Annotated in this window: 15 protein-coding genes; 9 read left to right on the top strand and 6 right to left on the bottom strand. The window is 53.4% G+C overall.

All coding sequences use genetic code 11. The annotated features are described in order from the left end of the window. The first annotated feature begins 14 nt into the window (after window positions 1-14). On the top strand, window positions 15-347 hold the full coding sequence (locus VMF88_14100) for an STAS domain-containing protein (GenBank protein ID HTY12189.1): 333 nt from the start codon (window positions 15-17) through the stop codon (window positions 345-347). Here the strand turns inward: VMF88_14100 and VMF88_14095 are convergent. After that, entirely contained in the window at window positions 337-492 is a 156-nt protein-coding gene (locus tag VMF88_14095) for a hypothetical protein (GenBank protein ID HTY12188.1), read from the bottom strand. The genes VMF88_14100 and VMF88_14095 overlap by 11 nt on opposite strands. Before the next feature lie 15 nt (window positions 493-507). Between VMF88_14095 and VMF88_14090 the strand changes: the two genes are divergently transcribed. Next, entirely contained in the window at window positions 508-2,289 is a 1,782-nt protein-coding gene (locus tag VMF88_14090; GenBank protein HTY12187.1) for a sodium:solute symporter family protein, read from the top strand. Between the two features lie 52 nt (window positions 2,290-2,341). Here VMF88_14090 and VMF88_14085 read toward each other — a convergent pair whose 3' ends face one another. From VMF88_14085 to VMF88_14075, 3 genes are all read right to left on the bottom strand, one after another. Further along, window positions 2,342-3,160, bottom strand: coding sequence for a YwiC-like family protein (locus VMF88_14085; protein ID HTY12186.1), 819 nt, complete (start codon window positions 3,158-3,160; stop codon window positions 2,342-2,344). A 197-nt stretch (window positions 3,161-3,357) separates the two neighbouring features. Continuing rightward, window positions 3,358-4,500: a 4Fe-4S binding protein gene (locus VMF88_14080; protein ID HTY12185.1), complete on the bottom strand. Its 1,143-nt coding sequence runs from the start codon at window positions 4,498-4,500 to the stop codon at window positions 3,358-3,360. Between the two features lie 70 nt (window positions 4,501-4,570). Beyond that, complete coding sequence (locus VMF88_14075; GenBank protein HTY12184.1) at window positions 4,571-5,011, bottom strand: Rrf2 family transcriptional regulator; 441 nt, start codon at window positions 5,009-5,011, stop codon at window positions 4,571-4,573. A gap of 267 nt (window positions 5,012-5,278) precedes the next feature. Here VMF88_14075 and VMF88_14070 point away from each other — a divergent pair, with 267 nt between their 5' ends. From VMF88_14070 to murA, 3 genes are read left to right on the top strand one after another with little or no spacing between them, the layout of a single operon-like run. Further along, a complete protein-coding gene (locus VMF88_14070) occupies window positions 5,279-6,601 on the top strand; it encodes a glycosyltransferase (protein ID HTY12183.1) in 1,323 nt (440 codons plus the stop codon). 26 nt (window positions 6,602-6,627) lie between these two features. Next, on the top strand, window positions 6,628-9,174 hold the full coding sequence (locus VMF88_14065) for a YfhO family protein (GenBank protein HTY12182.1): 2,547 nt from the start codon (window positions 6,628-6,630) through the stop codon (window positions 9,172-9,174). Between the two features lie 29 nt (window positions 9,175-9,203). Then, window positions 9,204-10,466, top strand: a complete 1,263-nt coding sequence (murA, locus tag VMF88_14060) for a UDP-N-acetylglucosamine 1-carboxyvinyltransferase (protein ID HTY12181.1) — start codon at window positions 9,204-9,206, stop codon at window positions 10,464-10,466. Window positions 10,467-10,506: 40 nt separating this feature from the next. Here the strand turns inward: murA and VMF88_14055 are convergent, their stop codons facing one another. Continuing rightward, the gene (locus VMF88_14055) at window positions 10,507-11,622 is read right to left on the bottom strand and encodes a response regulator (GenBank protein ID HTY12180.1); all 1,116 of its coding nucleotides are present in this window, start codon (window positions 11,620-11,622) and stop codon (window positions 10,507-10,509) included. 9 nt (window positions 11,623-11,631) lie between these two features. After that, a complete protein-coding gene (locus VMF88_14050; protein HTY12179.1) occupies window positions 11,632-12,405 on the bottom strand; it encodes an inositol monophosphatase family protein in 774 nt (257 codons plus the stop codon). 220 nt (window positions 12,406-12,625) lie between these two features. Between VMF88_14050 and VMF88_14045 the strand changes: the two genes are divergently transcribed. The 4 genes from VMF88_14045 (at window position 12,626) to kdpA (ending at window position 15,385) form a co-directional block, all read left to right on the top strand. Continuing rightward, window positions 12,626-12,859, top strand: a complete 234-nt coding sequence (locus tag VMF88_14045; GenBank protein HTY12178.1) for a hypothetical protein — start codon at window positions 12,626-12,628, stop codon at window positions 12,857-12,859. Continuing rightward, a complete protein-coding gene (gene kdpC / locus VMF88_14040; GenBank protein HTY12177.1) occupies window positions 12,852-13,445 on the top strand; it encodes a potassium-transporting ATPase subunit KdpC in 594 nt (197 codons plus the stop codon). Before VMF88_14045 ends, kdpC begins: the two co-directional genes overlap by 8 nt. 108 nt (window positions 13,446-13,553) lie before the next feature. Then, window positions 13,554-13,646: a K(+)-transporting ATPase subunit F gene (gene kdpF, locus VMF88_14035; GenBank protein HTY12176.1), complete on the top strand. Its 93-nt coding sequence runs from the start codon at window positions 13,554-13,556 to the stop codon at window positions 13,644-13,646. Next, window positions 13,643-15,385, top strand: coding sequence for a potassium-transporting ATPase subunit KdpA (kdpA, locus tag VMF88_14030; protein ID HTY12175.1), 1,743 nt, complete (start codon window positions 13,643-13,645; stop codon window positions 15,383-15,385). Before kdpF ends, kdpA begins: the two co-directional genes overlap by 4 nt. Window positions 15,386-15,395: the final 10 nt, after the last annotated feature.

Below are 15,395 nucleotides of genomic sequence, written 5' to 3'. Positions count from 1 at the left end.
GTGCCGGAGGTTCAATGAAGTTTGATATTACCAAGAATACACAGCAGACGATCATCAAACTGAAGGAGCGGAAGCTCGACGTTTCGGTCTCGCCGGAGCTGAAAGGAGAATTCATCCTTCTGTGCCGTCCGACGCTCAAATCGCTCGTCGTGGACCTCACCGATGTGGAATTCTGCGACAGCAGCGGGCTCAGCGCTCTCCTGATCGCGGACCGTCAGATGCGGGGCCACGGAGGGAAGGTCATTCTCGTCGGAGTGCAGAAAAAGGTCATGGCGCTTTTGAAAATTTCCCAGCTCGACCGCGTTTTCCCGATCTTCGACACCGTGGCCAAAGCGATCAAAGAGTGAACGATTTTCCTTCTTTGGCCCATATCCGTTTCACTAATGCAGGATATTCTCCGGTTACGACCAGCAGCATCTCACCCGCCGGTATGTTCAGACCTCTTTTGAACTGCTCATTTGGAGTCTGGTTTCCTTCTCGTACGATTCTCATTCCCTGGAGCCTTCAATGCAGCTGACCATCATCGATGTCATCGTTATCGCGTTATATTTCGCTGCCAACCTCGGCGTTGCCTTATACCTTCGCAAGCGCGCGACCAAGAGCGTCAGCGACTTTTTTATTTCTGGAAGGAATGTTACCTGGTGGCTGGCCGGTACGTCCATGGTGGCGACAACCTTCGCCGCGGACACCCCCCTCGTCGTCACGGGGCTCGTGGCCCGCAACGGGATCGCGGGCAATTGGATCTGGTGGAGCATGGCGTTCAGCGGGATGCTCACCGTCTTCTTCTTTGCAAAGCTGTGGCGGCGCTCGGGCGTGCTGACCGACGTTGAATTTGCCGAGATCCGTTATTCGGGAAAGCCGGCCACCTTTCTCCGGTGGTTCCGGGCGGTGTATCTCGGACTTCCGATCAACCTCATCATTCTCGGATGGGTGAACCTGGCCATCGTCAAGATCATGATGCTGGTCCTCGGCGTTACCAAAATCGAAGCCCTCGTCATCGCGATCGCGATCATGTTCATCACGGCGTCAATTTCCACGCTCTCCGGGCTGTGGGGCGTTCTATGGACAGACCTTTTCCAATTTGTGCTGAAGATGAGCATGGTTATTTTGCTTGCCGTCTTTGCGATCAATGCAACGGGGGGAATGGATTCGATGGTCGGGGAACTTCAGAAGATCGACCAGACCCGCGGTGCCCAAGGATCGATCCTGTCGTTCATTCCTGACCTGAACTCCGCATGGATGCCGCTGATCACATTTTTCGTATTCATTGCCGTGAACTGGTGGGCATCCTGGTATCCCGGCGCCGAACCCGGTGGGGGCGGATATGTTGCGCAGAGAATCTTTTCAGCAAAAAACGAGAAACATTCTCTTCTGGCCACGCTCTGGTTCAACATCGCTCATTATGCGATTCGTCCGTGGCCGTGGATCCTTGTCGGACTTGTCGCGGTCGTGCGCTACCAGCACGATGCGGCGTTCCAGGCCGACCCGGAATCGGGATACATCCGCATTCTCATCTCCGACCTGCCGGCATACCTGCGGGGGCTGATGCTCGCCGCATTCGCCGCAGCGTACATGTCCACTATCGGCACGCAGCTGAATTGGGGAGCGAGCTACCTTGTCAACGACGTGTACCGCCGTTTTTGGAAACCGAATAAGAACGAGAAACACTACGTCACCGTATCCCAGGGGATCACGATGATGTTGATGATCCTCTCAGCCGTCGTCACATTCTATATGGACTCGATCGGCGGCGCATGGAGGTTTCTGATGGCGGTCGGAGCGGGAACGGGGCTGGTCTATATCCTTCGGTGGTTCTGGTGGCGCATCAATGCGTGGAGCGAGATCTCGGCGATGGCGGCGGCCTTTGTCTCCTCGATGATCCTTCAATTCGGTTTTCATCTCAACGAAGACCAGCCGAAAGAATTTGCCTACCTCCTTCTTCTCACCGTTACGGCAACGACGGCCGTCTGGCTTGCCGTCACCATGCTTACTCAGCCGGAACCAAGGGAAACGCTGCTGGCCTTTTACCGCCGCGTCCGTCCCAACGCGACACTGTGGAAACCAATCGCCGCCGAAGCCGCGGACATCGTTCCGCAGCACGACGGCGTTTTCAATTTCCTGAACTGGATAAGCGGTGTCGTCATGATCTACGCGTTTCTTTTTGGCACGGGAAAAATCATTCTTGGCAGCGTCCCGCTGGGCATCACGCTCCTCGCCGCAGGAATGATTTTGGGCGCTACTATTTACCGGAGAATTAATAAACGGGGATGGGACGTATTAAGTACGTAACAACGGCGTGCCAAAATATTTGGCGCCGCTGCGCAGAAGCGGGGGCCCCGGCTTACTTCCGAAATGAAAACGACACCAGAAGAGCGAAGAGGATTGATTGTCCGAGGAGAAGCAGGCCGATCCTCTTAAAATTGACTTTTGCCGTAAGATTCAGAGTTCCATAAACAGCATGCACAAGCATCGGAAGAAACGCCGCCAAGGCGACCGCGGGGGTAAAGTGCAGAACAACAAAAGCCGCCGCAACCGCTATGACCGACGCATGATATGCGAGATTTGCCTTCCCCAGGGATAATTTCTCACCCCACGTCATCTCCGGCCTTTTTGATGCCGAAGCATGAATCTTCATATGCACGTAAAAGACGCTGCTGCCAAAGAAAAGCAAATTCAACCCGTACAATGAAAGCGCTGTTTTGTCGATAGTCCCTGTCAGAACATAATAGACACTCGGCCCGCTCAGCGTAAGCCCCGCCACTGCGATCAAATCCGTTGCGATCGTTCTCGAGTACTGTTTCACGAGAAAGAAATTGCCCAGAAACAATATTGTTCCCGCCGCCCCAATTGCGAGGAGAAGATCGTCCCCTTTCAGCAGCAGCGGGGCGGTGAACACTCCGGTTGTCATTATATAGACTGCGATCCAGAATCTCGCCTGGTGCAGTTTTTCATCCTTCTGAGCGTGGCCGGAATGGTGCCGGAGCAAGAGTTGTGCGGGGACATAGCTCAAAAAGACGCCGAGCGCGGCCAACACGGCGAAACAAACATCGACCGACCATCGGCGCACAACGCAAATGCTGACGAGCATCGGCACCAGGAGCACGGCCCAAGAGCCGTGCTCTTTGGTTATCACCAGCGTAGGAATTTTGCTGCGGAACATCTCCTATCCTTTAGCTTCTCCATTTCCTTGTTGCGGCGAGCCTGCGCGCCACGCTTGAAAAACGGTATCCTATGAATAGACCTCGTCTCAACGATGGCCATCGCGTCATAATCGGCCGCCAGCGCATAGCAGAACTTTACCCATTCTTCGGATCGCGGCTGCGGTGCGTTTATTGCCGGACTCATCATGCCTCTTGCTTAGTGTTGATACAGCGGCGATTCGATCTCTTGAAACCGGTGCAAATATTCCTGCGACGAAATTGTGTTTGTCCAATGATCGCTCAGGATAGCGAGGCCGGTCACGGCAACAAAGATCCCGGCGACAAGAATTCCGTAGACCCAGGCAGCGGGGGTTTTCTTCGTGATACTCGTCCGCAGAAGAAGCGTCTCCTTCACGGGACATACTTCGACACACCGCATGCAGCTCGTGCATTCGTCGCTCCAGACCCTTCCCGCCTTGTGGACGAGAATATTGGAAGGGCAAACCTTCGTGCACAATTCGCAGTCGACACAGGACGAGGCTTCGCGAGTGATCTTCAGCGGACTGAGCCAGCTTAGAATCCCGAGCAGCGCCCCATACGGGCAGAGGAACCTGCACCAAAAATTCTTGACGACGACGGACAAGACCATGAACGTGATCATTGTCCATAGCGCAAAGGTCGAGAGATGAGCAAAGAACAAATACATCTTCACATCGGCCATCCGGTTATAGGGGCTGTTGATGAAGGAGTTGAGCGCGGGAACATCCATTCCCGAAACCGCCCAAAGGAAAAACAGTAGAAGCAGGTATTTCAGTGAACGCAGCGGATAGTCGATCCATCGCGGCAGAGAAATATTCTTCCCGAAGAGCTTCTCGCCGAGAAGCCAGAGCGATTCGCTCAGCGTGCCAACGGGACAGAGCCAGCTGCAGAATGATTTCTTCATGACAATGCTGACGCTGACAATTGCCAGAAGTATGAAGAGGGCGGACGGATGGATTGTATTCACGATGGATGTGTCCAACCAGTACTTAAGGCTGATCAGCGCGCTGATCGGCAGGAAACCCTCGACCCCCGACGGCCTGGAAACATACGTTTCGCTTCCCCCCGACAACCCCCACTTCATGAAGAGATAAAATTCAATTCCGATCCAGAGGCAGAGCAGCGCAAATGCAAGCTGCACCGACGAGCGGAGAAATTGCGAATCGTCTTTGAGCCTCCGAAGAACTCTCTTATACCAGACAATTCCGTTCGGAAATACTATTCTGCGCCGCCGCATTTCCGGGGCAATCCTTTTAATTCTCGGTGCCGACGTTCTCTGTTCGTCCTGCTCCGTTAGAATCGAATCAGACCCATCCCTCATACTTCCTCCGTCACGATCGTGATTTTCAATAATTGCAGATGACAAAGTCTTACATCAGGTTACATCAATGTCAATTCCTGATCTTCGCGTACATCGGCTTCTTCATATCTTTTGCCATCTCTGCGATCTGTTTGTTCACCAGCATTTCATGGATGCCGTCTCTGAGGCCCGCCCAATGCTCGTGAACCGCGCACGGATTCCTTCCCGAGCATTCAGGAAAACCCATGACGCATTGCGATGTAAATTGAACGCCGTCGATCGCTTCTACGATATGAAAAAGGGTGATATCTTTCGCCGGCATTCCGAGTGTAAATCCTCCCGTCGGCCCTTTCAGCGACCGGAGCAATCCTTTCCGCGACAGGTCCTGGAGGATCTTCCCCAAAAAATGGTAGGGAATACCGAGCTTCTTTGCCATCGCTTTGATCGACGTCATCTCCCCTTCCGGTTTCAGAGCAATGTACAGAACTGCTCGAAGGGCGTATTCGCATTGTTTGCTAAAAATGAGGCTCATCTAATTTCAGACTATTTAGTCTTAAATTAAGCTATACAGACCTTTTTGTCAAGAGAAAAAAGAAGGTCTGCAGATCAGCCTGCGTTTGACGAGAATTGCCCGATCAAAAGCCGGCCTAAGGTATTGAACTGAATGGACTTCCGTTAAGTTGCCTTTCGGCCATATTCTTCGTATTTTTTTCATGAAATGCATTGCTTTTGACGGCTGTGGTGCACGGGCATTACAGCCGTTTATGTTTTGAGGATACCGAACGACCGCTCATCAAGAGTGAAAAAAGTCCTTATCATAACTTACTATTTTCCACCGTCGGGGGGACCGGGGGTGCAACGTGTGCTGAAATTCGTAAAATACCTCCCGCAATTCGGATGGGAACCGATCGTTCTGACCGTGCGTGATGGAGATTATCCGGCTCGGGACGAATCACTCCTTAAAGAAATTCCGCCTTCGCTGAAGATTTTCAAAACCTCAATTGTCGAACCGTACAGCCTCTACCGCCGGATCACTGGCAAAAAACCGGGGACGGCAGTCGATGTCAACAACATTCCGAAAAAGGGGGAGCAAAAGAAACTTTCCGAAGCGATTGCAGAGTTCGTCCGCTCGACCTTTTTTATTCCCGATGCCCGCGTCGGCTGGCTGCTAACCGCGGTCGGAGCGGCGAAGAAAATCATCAGGAGTGAAAGGATCGATGCCATCTATTCTTCGTCTCCGCCGTACACGTGTGCCGTGATCGGACGCAACGTCCACCGTGCCACAGGGATTCCATGGGTGGCCGGATTCCGCGATCCGTGGACAGGATTTCTTTCGACCCCCGACAGATGGTCCCTTCCAAAAAAAATCGACGAGCGCCTCGAACGGAGCTGCTTTCAGGAGGCGTCTCGCGTCGAAGTCGCATGGCGCGGCATTCTCCTCGACCTGCACAGAAAATATCCTGACATTCCGGTTGACAAGGTTGCTCATCTGCCGAACGGATTTGACGGCGCCGATTTTCCGCCGGCCCCTTACCGGCCCAATGAAACATTCACAATCACCTACACCGGATCGATGTACGGCGTCCGCAATCCGAGAACATTTTTACAAGCCGTGGCAAACCTCATCGCCGGGAAAAAGATCGATCCGGCGAAGATCCGGCTGAAGTTCATCGGCAGGTTCGGCGCCGAGGTGCTGGAAATGTTCCACCACCCCTCCATTGACGGCTGCGTCGAAGTTCTCCCCTATCTTCCCCATGCGGAGAGCATTGCACATCTGATGACGTCGGATGCGCTCCTGCTGATCGTCGACGAATACGCGGGGGGAGAAGAGATCGTTCCGGGAAAGGTGTTTGAGTACATCGGAGCCCGCCGGCCGATCATCGGCATCGCCCATGATGGGGCGGTGTCTGAGCTGCTGCGCAGCACGAACGCAGGACGCACCGCGCGTAACGACGATGTTCCGGCGATCGAACGGATCATTCTTGAATATTACGGCGATTATCTCTATAATAGACCCGGTTTTTCTCCGGACCTCACGACGATCGGACAATACGAGAGAAAAGAAATTACCGGACGCTTAGCCCGGCTGCTCGACGAATCGCTTGGACAACCGGCTGCGTAGATCACTCCACCAACTTCCGTCATCACATGGCAAAGCAAAAGAATCAACCCCGAGCGGAATCACAGCCGCTTATTCCGAAGGAATTCCAACACTACGCTTCGATTGGCGTCATCCTGCTGGCGCTTGTCGTTTTTTTCCACGATGTGGTTTTTTCGGGAAAAGTATTTTTTGCAAGCGATAACCTCTCCTCCCAGAGTTTCAATCCGTTCTTAGAGGATGCCAGGAAGAGCGGCGTCTATCCGCTGTGGGTGCCGTACATTTTCTGCGGGATGCCTTCGTTGGCGAGCCTTCTCGCCGCGCCGAGCCGTCTCTACGACCTTACGTCGATGTTCGTGGAATGGGCGCATAACGTTTTCACGTTCGTGCTCCGCAACGAGGCGGGAACCACGGTGTTGTTTTACTATTTTATCTTCGGCGTGTCGACCTATTTTTTCATGATCCACAAGAAAAAATCGCCGCTGGCAGCCCTCTTTACATCGCTCGCGACGATCTTTTCGACGTATGTCATCATCCTGATCATGGTCGGACACAATACGAAGGTTGCCTCGATCTGCCTTCTCCCCATCGTGCTGATGATCATCGAAGAAATGATCGACGACTTCAAGTGGTGGCACGGCATTGTTCTGATCATCGCCATCCATGTCCAACAGCTCGCCTCGCATATTCAGTTCTTTTTCTACACCTACCTGATGATCGCCATCTATTATCTTTATCTGCTCATCGTGCGCATCATCAAAAAGGAACAGTGGTTCAGCGTTCTTCGAAGCGGGATCGTCTTCGCGGCAGCGGCCGCGCTGTCGTTTGCAATGTCGGCGGACATCTATCTTTCGACATTGGAATACAATCCGTATTCGATCCGCGGAACAAACCCGATCCTTCAAACACGCGGCCCTGCGCAATCAAAGACGGCGGAAGGGGGACTTGATTACGACTACGCGACAAACTGGTCGTTCAGTCCCGGCGAAACCCTGACATTTTTCATCCCCTCATTGTACGGTTTCGGGGGGCAGCCATACAAAGGACCCCTGACTGGAAATCAAGAGCAGCATCTCAACACATATTGGGGGCAGATGGCGTGGACCGACGCCCCTCAGTATATGGGGATCGTCATCATGATTTTTGCCGTCATCGGCGTTTATTACCACCGCCGCGACCGGTTCGTGCAGGCAATGCTCATCGTTTCCGCCCTTTCACTGTTCGTTTCGTTTGGCCGGAATTTTTCTCCCGTCTACGACCTGATGTACTACTACTTTCCGGAATTCAACAAATTCCGCATCCCCTCGATGATCTTGATTCTTCTTCAGCTTATCCTTCCGATCTTTGCCGGATTCGGACTGCAGTCGATCATCGACAAGGGGAAAGAAAAATTCACGCCCGAGGAGGAAAAGAAATACAAATACATTATCGGCGGCGCGGGAGTGTTGTTCATTCTCGGATTTGTCGGAAGGGGGATCTTCGAGGATCTGTACCAGAGCTTCGTCGGAACCGACGGCTTGTCCAAACTGCTGAACGAACTCATCGGCCGCCAATCGGAGAACGTCCTTGCGCAAGTCCGCCCGATGATCTTCGATTTCCTTTTTGATTCCGTGATGTCCGATTATTTGATCGCAACCTTCCTCCTCCTGGCCGTATTCGGACTCGCCTACGCCTACAGGAAGCGGTTCATTCGATCGACAGCGTTCGGGACTGCGGTCATCGTGCTGGCAGTGTTCGATCTATGGCGAATCGACAGCAAACCGATGCAGCTTCACGATGCGACGACCCAAACGGCCGAGTTCTCCACGCCCGATTATGTACGCGCAATACAACAGGATAAATCGCTGTATCGCGTATTGAACACTGAAAATCTTGAGCAGCCGTCCAACACACTTGCGTACTATAAACTGCAGAGCATCGGCGGGTATCACGGGGCCAAGATCCGCATCTACCAGGATATCGTCGATGTCGCAACGATCGGGAATCCGACCGTGTGGGAATTGATGAACACCAAGTACATTATTGCAGACCCGAAGGAGAATATTCCCGGCCTTCCGGTTATTTTCCAGGGGCAGCAGAAGAAAGTTCTCGCCTATCCTCCGGGAAGCCAGCGGGCGTGGTTCGTCGACTCGATCGCGGTCGACTCTGGACTCGGTATTCTTTATCGTATGCGCGATATGTCGTTCGACCCTCACCATGTTGCGTTCTTCGAGAAGAACCCGGGGATTTCCATCGAGCCCCCCGATACGTCGGCAAAGGTCGCCGTGGACAGCTTTAGCATCCACAGCATCTCATTCAACGTCCAAGCATCGGGGAAGAACCTCCTCTTTGTCAGCGAGATCTATTATCCTAAAGGGTGGAGGGCGTTCATTGACGGCGCACAGACCGAAATCTACAAAACGGATTATGCATTTCGCTCGATCGTCGTTCCAAAAGGAAAACACCATGTGGAATTTATCTTCCATCCTGATCAGTACTTTCTCGGAAGGACGATCAGTCTCGTGACCAATATCCTCGCATGGTGCGGCATGCTCGCGGTAGGGTTTGTTTGGTGGAAGAAAAGAAATATTCCCGGGCCCCCCGAGGTCAAAAAATGAACTCTCAGACCTTTTAGTATAGGATCGTTGTGGATAAATTCATGATTCGTGGGGGAAAGCCGCTGCGCGGAACGGTCCGCATCAGCGGCGCCAAGAACGCTTCGCTCGCGCTGATGCCCGCAACCCTGCTCGCCAGCGGGAAATACGAATTGCACAACACGCCCGACCTGCGCGACGTCGTCACGATGTCCCGCCTGCTCCAAACGATGGGGGTCGCGTTCGAACGCAGGGGAACCTCCCTCCTCGTCAATACGTTTCGCGTCAACAAGTTTGAAGCCCCGTACGAACACGTCAAGAAAATGCGCGCGTCGATCTATGTCCTCGGACCGTTAGTCGCGCGCTACGGACATGCGAAAGTTTCGCTCCCGGGAGGGTGCGCATGGGGGCCGCGGCCGGTGGATCTGCACATCGAAGGATTAAAAAAATTAGGGGCGTCGATAGAATTGGAGCGGGGATACATCATCGCGAAGGCCCGGCGCCTCAAAGGAACGCGCATTTCGTCGAAGATCTCTAGCGTCGGCGCGACGGGAAACCTTTTGATGGCCGCCGTCCTCGCCAAAGGGACAACGTTGATTGAAAATGCCGCGGTAGAGCCCGAGATCACCAACCTTGCTGAAATGCTTTCGGCAATGGGGGCGACGATCGACGGCATCGGGACGAACAGGCTCGAGATCGAAGGAAGCGATGCGCTTCATCCGGCCGACGTCAAGACAATCCCGGATCGGATCGAGACCGGAACCTTTCTCGCGGCCTGTGCCGTGTGCGGAGGAAAAATCACCATCGAAGGGTGCGATCCGGAACACGTGTCTGCGGTGACCGCCAGGCTCGAAGACGCAGGCGCAAAAATAAAGACGGGCGAAACCTCTATCGAAATTCAGGCGCCGAAGGAGATCAAGCCGGTCGACGTGACGACCGCGATTTTCCCCGGTTTCCCGACGGACATGCAGGCGCAATGGATCGCATTGATGTCGGTGGCCAAAGGTTCCTCGACCGTCACCGATACCATTTACTTCGACCGGTTCAACCACGTGCCGGAATTGGTCCGCCTCGGCGCCGACATTTCTCTCAACGAAAATACCGCTGTGATCCGCGGCGTCAAAAAACTGACCGGTGCGAAAGTGATGTCGACGGATTTGCGCGCTTCGGCGGCCCTCATCCTTGCCGGCTTGCGTGCCCAGGGAGAAACGGAGGTCCTGCGCATCTACCACCTCGACCGGGGCTATGAAGCAATCGAAAAAAAACTGCAAGCTCTTGGGGCGGATATTTCCAGAGAAAAGGGGGAAGAATTCTAGACGTTGCGCGGCGAGCTGAACCGGCGACCGTTGTCGCTTCTCAGAGGGAGATTTTCTTGGGAATGGATAGATTAAACACAGCCCCCATCCCCCGATCGCTCTCACACCATAATCTGCACTTATTGAGCTCCGCCAGTCGCTTCGCGATGTAGAGCCCCAACCCTGCCCCTTGCTGCTCCTGCGCTTCCCGATCCACCTGATAGAATTTTTCGAACAGACGATCCTGCTTTTCCCGCGGAATGCCGTTCCCGTTGTCCGCGATGGTAATCACGTATTGATCCTTCTCGTCCCGCGAGGCGATCGTGACAACGGCGCCGGGGGGAGCGAACTTGCAGGCATTGTCGAACAAGCGGGCAACGATGTCCTCGAAATGCGGCGGATGAATAAAGAGAGCCTGAGATTCGTCCGGAACCTCGATCTTGAGCGTGATCCCTTTGTTCTTCTTTATGTCCTCGCTCACCGAGGCAAATCGGTTCACGATCTCGAAGGGTGAAATGGTCGCGTTCCGGAACTCGATATCCTTCGCCGCTTCTCCGGATTCGATCCGTACGACAAGCAAGAAGTCCTCCACCATCCTGTTAAGCCTCAGTGTCCCGACCTTCAGCATCTGTAAAAATTCAGTGAAATCCTCGGGGGACAATTTCTCCTTATCGGCGGAGAGAATATCGGCCGCCCCGAGAATCGACGTCAGCGGCGTGCGCATTTCGTGCGAGATGAGATGGAACAATTGATTCTTCAGCTCATCCATCTGATGCGAAATCGAATCGCTCAACTGCTGGCTTCGTTTCAGCTTCCCTTTGATCGTGGAGATCAACATCTCGGGTTCGTACGGCTTCATCAGGTAATCGTCACTGCCGAGTTCCTTGCCGGCCATGATGTGCTGGAGGTCGGTATGACCGGAGAGAAAAATGAACGGCGTGTTCTGCAGGCGGGGGTCGGAACGGACCTTCCCGAACAGATCAAATCCGCTCATCCCCGGCATCGTGATATCGGAAATGATAAGGTCGGGTACGGTGGAATTAAGAATTTCCAGCGCTGCGGGACCGTTCAGCGCCGAGAGAGGAACGTATCCTTCCATCTCCAGATATGCTGCCGTGATCTCCAGCAGATCGGGTTCGTCGTCGACGATGAGAATTTTCGCGTGAGGTTGTGCCATGCGCTAACGCTACAGAGCTTTTTTCAACACGGCGAGCATTTGTTCGTGGATCCGTCCGTTCGTCGCAAGCGTCGTCGGCTCGTAAATATTCCCCGGGTTGTTCTTGAAATCGGTAACGACGCCTCCCGCTTCCTGCACCAGCAGCAACCCGGCTGCCTTGTCCCAAGGGTTAAGGAACACTTCCCAATATCCGTCAAGCCTCCCGGCAGCGACATACGCTAGGTCGAGCGCCGCCGAACCGAGCCGCCGGACTCCCTGTCCTTCCATCAGCAGATTCACAAAATGCTCGACGACATGCCCCGGGTTGTCCTTAACATTGTAAGGGAATCCCGTAACGAGCAGGCTGTTGATCAGCGAATCGTTTGACGAAACGTGAATTTTCTTCCCATTCAGGAAGGCCCCGCCCCCCTTTTCTGCGGTGAACAACTCGTCCGCCGAAGGGTTGTAAATGGCTCCTGCGACAACTTCACCCTTCACTTCAACACCGATCGAAACGCAAAAGATCGGAAGCGAGTGTGTGAAGTTTGTCGTGCCGTCGAGCGGGTCGATCACCCACCGGTATTCGGACTGCACGTTATGACTGCCACTTTCTTCCGCAAGAATATCGTGAGTCGGAAAGTGCTGCTTGATCTTTTTGATGATGAGAGCTTCCGCCTGCTTGTCAATTTCCGTAACAAGGTTTGTCTGCTGCCCCTGCTTCCGCTCGATGTGCTTGACCTTACCGACGTTGTATTTCAAGAATTTCCCCGCTTCAAGCGCGGCTTCGGTCGCAATTTTTAACATTGAAGTTGCTTCTCGTGATATGGTCCCTGGTGCATGATCTAAGGTAGGGAATTATTTACCGATGTTCAAACACCGCAGAAGAGGAGGCATCTTCTGGTCGCCAAGACTGTTCTTTACATTTTCTTTATGCTTTTCCGTCCGCTTTTTACATCCTCATCATTGTCCCGCGGCGGGCGAGAGTCTATATTGATACCGAAATTAATTTTCAATCGAACCATCTATGTCAGGAATCATCTTCGCCATGGCTCTCGTGCTTACGTATCTCGCGCATACCTACTTCTCCTGGAAAGAGGGGGAGAAGTCAAGTCATGCAACGGAAACCAATGAACATCCTTCCCCTGATTATGATCCGGAGAAGGAAATCACTCATGCCCGGCTTGGACATTTTGCGGCCCAGATCGGACACATGCAAATGAAATTCTCAGGAAACAATGACAGGAATAATAATGCTTAAAAAGCAGCTTCGACCGACACTTGTGCTTCTTGTTCTCTTTACCATCCTGACCGGCATCGCGTATCCGCTCGTCGTGACGGGGATCGCCCAGATGATCTTTCCGGATAAAGCGAACGGAAGCTTTATGAAGAAGGATGGAAAAATCACCGGCTCCGAGCTCATCGGGCAACCGTTCAGCGCTCCGCAATATTTCTGGAGCCGGCTTTCGGCTACGAGCCCGTACGCGTACAATGCCGGATCATCTTCAGGGTCAAATTACGGGCCGTTGAATCCCGCCCTTATTGACGCCGTCAAAAAAAGGGTCCAGGATCTTAAAGCCGTCGATTCACTCAACACGCAGCCGATCCCCGTCGACCTTGTAACGGCTTCAGCAAGCGGACTCGACCCGCATATCAGCGTTGCGGCCGCGTTGTATCAGGCTCCCCGCGTGGCACGTGTTCGCGGACTGAGCGCAGAGCAGGTTCGGTCCCTCGTCGGTCAGGCCACGGAAGGAAGACAGCTCGGTTTTCTGGGAGAACCGCGTGTAAACGTCTTAAAACTCAATCTCGCACTTGATGAAATTCAATCTTCGCCAAAGGAGAAATAAAGTGGAAGATCTTATTTATCTCGGCATTGTCGCGGCATCGTTCCTGCTGACCTGGGGATTAATGAAGCTTTGTGAAAATCTCGGCGAATTTAAATCGGGAGAGAACACATGAACTGGCTCTATATCGTTTCCGGGCTGATTTCCGTCGGCCTTCTGATCTACCTCTTCATCGTGCTATTAAAACCGGAGACATTTGAATGACACTTAATGGAATTTTGCAGATAGCTTTTTATCTGGCGGCCCTCACCCTTGCAGTGAAACCGCTCGGGCTATTCATGGCCAAAGTGTACCAGAGAGAGCGGACCTTTCTCGACCCTGTCATCGGCCCGCTCGAGCGCTTGATCTATCGGCTGGCAAACATCAATCCGGACGAAGAATTTGACTGGAAAGAGAACGCGATCGCGATGCTGCTCTTCAATTTTGCCGGTCTTTTGATCGTATATCTGCTGCAGCGGATCCAGCAGTACCTGCCGTTGAATCCGCAGAGTATGACCGCCGTTTCGCCGGATTCATCCTTCAACACCGCGGTCAGTTTCGCAACCAACACGAACTGGCAGGGGTACGGCGGTGAAACAACGATGAGCTACTTGACGCAAATGCTCGCGTTGACGGTCCAGAATTTTGTCTCCGCGGCAACAGGCATGGCGATCCTTGCCTTGTTCATCCGCGGGCTTGCCAGGCATTCGGCAAAGACGCTCGGCAACTTTTGGGTGGATATGACCCGAACCACTTTGTACATTCTTCTTCCGCTCTCCATTGTCTTTGCGCTTGTCCTTGTTTCGCAGGGATCGGTGCAAAACCTTTCCCCGTACGTCTCCGTCCCTCTTTTGCAGCCGACGGCGGACACGGCAGGAGCTAAGGTCACAGAGCAAATTGTGGCAATGGGCCCGGCGGCGTCTCAGATCGCCATCAAACAACTCGGCACAAACGGAGGGGGCTTCTTCAACGTTAATTCGGCCCATCCGTTCGAGAACCCGACACCTCTTTCCGATTTCCTCGAGATGCTCGCGATTCTTCTTATTGCAGCCGCACTCTGCTACACCTACGGCCACATGGTGAAGGATACGAAGCAAGGGTGGTCAATCTATGCGGCGATGATGATCATCTTTATTGCATTTCTCGCTCTTGCCGGATGGTCGGAAGAGAAAGGGAATCCGGCATTCGCCTCTCTGGGGGTCGATCAAACGTCGAGCAGCATCCAGCCGGGAGGCAACATGGAGGGAAAAGAGGTTCGGTTCGGCATCGCGAATTCAGTCGTCTGGGCCACTGCAACAACGTCGGCGTCCAACGGTTCAGTGAATTCAATGCACGATTCCTTCACGCCGCTGGGAGGATTCGTCACCCTGGTGATGCTCCATTTTGGCGAGGTCGTTTTCGGCGGTGTCGGTTCAGGATTGTATGGAATGCTCGTCTTCGTGATCGTCGCTGTCTTCGTTGCCGGTCTTCTCGTCGGGCGAACCCCGGAATATCTGGGACATAAAATAGAGACGTATGAAATGAAAATGGCGTCGCTTCTCATCCTCATCATGCCGATCACCGTCCTTGTCTTCACCGCCATCGCTGTCGTAACGTCGGCCGGGACGAGCTCGATAGCTAATCCCGGGCCGCACGGCTTCAGCGAGGTGTTGTACGTGTTTACATCGCAGGCGAATAACAACGGAAGCGCGTTCGCAGGAATAAACGCAAACACGCCTTTTTACAATATCACCGGCGGGATAGCGATGATCATCGGGCGATTTTGGCTGGCGGTTCCGACCCTCGCCCTTGGCGGCTCACTCGTGCGCAAAAAATTTGTTCCGGTAAGCGAAGGAACGCTCCCGACCCACACACCGCTGTTCATCTTCTGGCTGGTCGCCGTCGTGCTGATCGTGGGTGCGTTGAACTTCCTGCCGGCTCTTGCTCTTGGTCCTATTGTCGAACATTTTATGATGGTGCACTGATATGTATATT

Source organism: Bacteroidota bacterium, from assembly GCA_035506275.1.
GTDB lineage: Bacteria > Bacteroidota > Ignavibacteria > UBA10030 > UBA8401 > JAGVPT01.
The sequence above is the reverse complement of the archived record's forward strand: the minus strand, read 5'-3'. Positions and strand labels throughout refer to the sequence as shown.

What these genes read in the sequence shown, in the direction of transcription:
- VMF88_14080 (HTY12185.1), bottom strand. Translation starts at nt 4,500, where the DNA reads ATGAGGGATGGGTCTGATTCGATTCTAACGGAGCAGGACGAACAGAGA.
- VMF88_14100 (HTY12189.1), top strand. Translation starts at nt 15, where the DNA reads ATGAAGTTTGATATTACCAAGAATACACAGCAGACGATCATCAAACTG.
- kdpA (HTY12175.1), top strand. Translation starts at nt 13,643, where the DNA reads ATGACACTTAATGGAATTTTGCAGATAGCTTTTTATCTGGCGGCCCTC.
- kdpC (HTY12177.1), top strand. Translation starts at nt 12,852, where the DNA reads ATGCTTAAAAAGCAGCTTCGACCGACACTTGTGCTTCTTGTTCTCTTT.
- kdpF (HTY12176.1), top strand. Translation starts at nt 13,554, where the DNA reads ATGAACTGGCTCTATATCGTTTCCGGGCTGATTTCCGTCGGCCTTCTG.
- VMF88_14090 (HTY12187.1), top strand. Translation starts at nt 508, where the DNA reads ATGCAGCTGACCATCATCGATGTCATCGTTATCGCGTTATATTTCGCT.
- VMF88_14075 (HTY12184.1), bottom strand. Translation starts at nt 5,011, where the DNA reads ATGAGCCTCATTTTTAGCAAACAATGCGAATACGCCCTTCGAGCAGTT.
- VMF88_14050 (HTY12179.1), bottom strand. Translation starts at nt 12,405, where the DNA reads ATGTTAAAAATTGCGACCGAAGCCGCGCTTGAAGCGGGGAAATTCTTG.
- VMF88_14045 (HTY12178.1), top strand. Translation starts at nt 12,626, where the DNA reads ATGTCAGGAATCATCTTCGCCATGGCTCTCGTGCTTACGTATCTCGCG.
- VMF88_14065 (HTY12182.1), top strand. Translation starts at nt 6,628, where the DNA reads ATGGCAAAGCAAAAGAATCAACCCCGAGCGGAATCACAGCCGCTTATT.
- VMF88_14055 (HTY12180.1), bottom strand. Translation starts at nt 11,622, where the DNA reads ATGGCACAACCTCACGCGAAAATTCTCATCGTCGACGACGAACCCGAT.
- VMF88_14095 (HTY12188.1), bottom strand. Translation starts at nt 492, where the DNA reads ATGAGAATCGTACGAGAAGGAAACCAGACTCCAAATGAGCAGTTCAAA.
- VMF88_14085 (HTY12186.1), bottom strand. Translation starts at nt 3,160, where the DNA reads ATGTTCCGCAGCAAAATTCCTACGCTGGTGATAACCAAAGAGCACGGC.